2 protein-coding genes and 1 pseudogene are annotated in these 4,164 nt (G+C 36.4%); all 3 read right to left on the bottom strand.

Annotation, left to right across the window (positions count from 1 at the left end; translation table 11 throughout):
* Positions 1 to 150: 150 nt before the first annotated feature.
* Entirely contained in the window at positions 151 to 1,041 is an 891-nt protein-coding gene (locus GQY27_RS20930) for a DNA-methyltransferase (RefSeq protein WP_236570682.1), read from the bottom strand.
* A 1,299-nt stretch (positions 1,042 to 2,340) separates the two neighbouring features.
* Positions 2,341 to 2,799, bottom strand: a complete 459-nt coding sequence (locus GQY27_RS20935) for a hypothetical protein (protein ID WP_160037200.1) — start codon at positions 2,797 to 2,799, stop codon at positions 2,341 to 2,343.
* A gap of 1,144 nt (positions 2,800 to 3,943) precedes the next feature.
* A pseudogene (locus GQY27_RS20940) lies at positions 3,944 to 4,164 on the bottom strand (succinate--CoA ligase subunit alpha); the annotation flags it as partial.

Genomic DNA, 4,164 nt, shown 5'->3' on the forward strand with positions numbered 1-4,164 from the left:
CTTCAGATTCCGCCTCGCGGCGGACACCCTTGCCCTTGGCTAACAGTTCCTACTGGCAAGCCTGTAGCGGACTTTCACCGCCGAGTTATCGCCCATGCCGGGCGCACACTAAATAGGACACTTCTAATTATTTAGAAGTGTCCTATCAAACTAATAGATTGAAATTTGGCTATTTAAGTTTTCTTTGTTTGGGTGAATGTTTGGTTCAAATAAATTAACTTTGTTAATGTGCTCTTTTTTATCAGCAGTTAATAATTCAAAAGCATCTTGAACTCTCATTTTTGAAATTTCAACGTAGTTAATTTGATCATTTTTGAAACGTTCACTTAGATCATTTTTCTCAATACCTATAAAGTTTCTTCCTTCGAGAACAGCTGAAACTAGGAATGAACCACTGCCGCAGGTATTATCAAGGACTACAGCGCCAGGATTAGTATAAGTTTTAACTAAATATCTTCCTAATTCCACTGGTTTTTGTGTAGGGTGATATACGGGACCTTCTGATTCAGCAGTTTTGAAGTATATAATATCAGTAGGATAACGTTCTCCGGTACTTTCTACTAAAACAGGTTGGAAGTCTCCATAGCTACCTGTTAGTTGGTTTTTTCTTATTCCTTTACTGTAGGGTTCACCAATAGTCATCTGTGGATTATATATCGGTTGTTTTTTATAAAAAACACAAATTTCTTCATACTTTCTTAGAGGTTGTTTCTTTGCATTCAGAAAATTAGTTGCTTTTGATTTTTCCCAAATCCATTTGTACTTAAAACCCTTAATGTTACTTAGCATTAATATAGAAGTAAAGATGCCATTACATGTTAATACAATAGCACCGTTATCTTTAATGATTCGATTGTATTCATTCCACAATAAATCAAGAGGGATTACTGAATCCCATTTATTTTGAGTTGTACCGTAAGGAAGATCGCATAGTATCATATCAATGGATTTATCTGGGATTTCCTTCATTTTAACTAGGCAGTCTGCTTCAAAAATATTATTGATTAGTTCTTTTAAAGGATGTGTATCAATGTTAAGCAACGCTATGGCTCCTTTCAAATAAGGCCGAAAACTATTTTTCATTTATACTTTTTATTAGGAAAGTCTTTGTACATTATAGCATTTGATATCATGGTATGCATTACGTGAATAATGTCAATTTTATACAATTTTATTGATTTACACCGATTTGATAGCTATTATTTTGAACACGTACTAATCATAACAATCCAACTTTAATAATGCTGCTAATCAGTGTGAGCATTTACATCATTTAAGTTTAACACTTGCTCTCCCACTATTCTTTTGATTTTGTCAAAAAAGTGTTTTTTATTTTTGCCTGCCGCATGCCTCCCTTCCCCAAAGGGGAGTTTTTTCCCTTTTGACACTAGCTTGGAAACACGGGCTATGACGAACCGTCAAGGGTTTAAGCACAACAGTTTTTTCTACTTTCTTGTCCATTTCATCCTGAAGAAAAAAGTGTTGTGCCCCTTGATGGATCGGCCGCCTACTTAGTTTTGGACAGGTTGAGGGCGTAGCCTGGGAGGCTCGGCCTGTCCAAAGGTTAGTAGGCTTTGCTCGCGTTACCATGCGGAAGGCAAAAGGAAAAAAACACTATACAATCAAAAGAACCGGCATTATGCCGGTTCTTTCCTTCCTTCTCCCGTATCAACCTTAGAAATCTCTTGCACGATGATGGATTCATGGTGTTTTTTCTTTACATGGCTGCATGATGATTAGAGAAGCACCGCGTAGCGTTCATAATGCAGCCATGCAATCGTTGGTTCTCCTTCAAAGCGGTTTTAACCTTGGCTCCGTGTAGGGTGTAAAGCGAGAGACAGGAACATAGAGCGGGCCTTGACCGAGGCGATCTATCCGCGGTTTAGGCGCTCTTGTTAGCGGCGCAAGTAACCCCGAAGCGGTACGTAGCAGCTCTACGGTGATGTTCTTTCCGCCTTAGAGCTGCTAGATCAGCCCTCTCATTCAGTTGGATGTTGATTTTCGATATTTTCATTTGCGGATAAGTTAAGTCTAGGAAGACCATACAGGTTAATTTTTGATTCACTTGAAAATTTTCTTATTTAAGAAATAGATTTAGCTTCATGAAATTTTTTTAATGCTCATAGGCATTGCTTTTAAAATATGCAAGTTGACACTTTTTATGTAGTATACCTGACATATCAAAGAGAAGAGCAATAAAAACAAAGATTACTATAGAAATGCCGGTTTATTTCTCTTTTCACCCTTCCTAATTACTGGGATAAAATATTTTCGAATGAGGTAGTGGAACTTTCAATCACATTCTATTTGTCTTCCTTATTCAGATCGATAGGCTAAATATCATTTTATTGTTTCTACTTGTTTAATCAAATTGTATTCTTTGTCTACAAGTACAACCTTTGTTACCTGATAGACTTCATCTATTGTTTTATCGTTAAAAAAACTTAGAAGACCTCTCACATAATTAATCGCTTTTTCATCGTCACCTTTAGAAACCACTAGAAATAACTTCCCATATTCATTGATTACAGCACCACTGGCCAATATTGAATCATACCATGTAGTATTGAATACACCTCCAAAGTTCTCATACATATAATTATCAACTTTATCTTTAATTAGTTTCTCTTCTTTTGTATGCTTTCCATTACTTCGTAGTTCTTTAAATGGATCATTCTTTACGGTAATTTGCTGATTCATATTTAAATTTAAAGTCCCCACTCCATTCACAATACTTCCTATAAGAATACCTATAATTACAACTAACACCCCTATGATAACTTTTGTAGCACTCTTCATACTTTCCTCCTCATCTAACTTATCTTAAGAAATTTTCTACTGGGTATGAGCTTTATTTCTATCTTATAAGATGTTTACGTATGTTATTAAACGGGGTCACATGGATATATTTTTGCGTGTCTAAGCCTACCAAAGGGTACCATAAATTTAGGTGGTCCGTTAAAGGCACTGCTATCTAGACAATCTGTGCTGACTTGTAATGTGATTATCGTATTACCGAATGAGTGAGTGTAACGACAATAGACTGTAAGAAATTCAAACGAGGCTTTATAATAATGAAAAGACGCGAATGAGTTTATCGTTGATAGCGATAAATCCATTCACGTCTTTTCGCTTATCAAGACATGCTCCAAAGGTTTTTTGTCATGATAATACTTTCAAGAAAAGCCTCTTCTCACAATAAAAATGAAAAGATTCGATTATCCACACACCCCATATGGAGTGCGACAGCTATGATATCAAGCAAAGCAGATGGATGGCATATTTCAATCCACACACTCCATACGAAGTGCGACAGTAATTATAGTCGTAAATATTCCTTTTCGTAATATATACGTTGTTTTATTAATCTTAACATTCATTAAGATATTAGTCATATCATTTTATTTTGGTAAAATTTACCCAAAGGTTAAGATTTTAATGATTTGCTAATTCAAGAGTAAGTGAGAGTCCCTCTAGAAAATCCGATAGTGCGAACGGTTTGGAAAGTTTCCTACTGCTTAACCTTAACTAGTTATCGAACCCGCCCAGCAGCGTTGCGTAAAACTTTCTATGAAACGCCGTTAATAGCACATTTTTAGAGCTGTTAGCATTAACCCCTTCGTGAGTCATAAAGAATATAATCTATTTACTCATACCTGTAAACCTAAACGTACATATTATTTGAAGTTGATAGTATTTATAAAGTTAGGGGAGATCCTATAAACACGCTCGAAAATCCCTTTCAACATCTATAAGAAAATCCCCTTTCTTTGCCGAAAAGAAACCCGTAATAAAATACAAAAAGCAACCCTTCTGTCGATATATTCGACAAAAAGGTTGCTTACCTTTAGGCTGAAATCAGATTCAATTTTCCCCTATTATATAGAAGAAAAAAATTTTAACAAGTCTTCGTAACGAGGCTTGCAAGACTGCTACATGAATATTAATGAGTCGTACAAAGGTTAAGAATGCCGCGATCTTCCAGTACACTTACGAGCGTAGAGCCCATTTCAGATGGAGTTGGAGATACCCGAATGCCGCAAGATTCTAGTTTTGCAATCTTTTCTTTCGCTGTACCTTTACCACCAGAGATAATAGCGCCCGCATGACCCATCCGTTTTCCTGGAGGTGCTGTAACCCCGCCGATGAAACCGACGACAGGTT

Origin of the sequence: Paenibacillus sp. An7, from assembly GCF_009870785.1 — a bacterium.
In the GTDB taxonomy this organism is placed as follows: domain Bacteria; phylum Bacillota; class Bacilli; order Paenibacillales; family Paenibacillaceae; genus Paenibacillus.

What these genes read in the sequence shown, in the direction of transcription:
- GQY27_RS20935 (WP_160037200.1), bottom strand. Translation starts at nt 2,799, where the DNA reads ATGAAGAGTGCTACAAAAGTTATCATAGGGGTGTTAGTTGTAATTATA.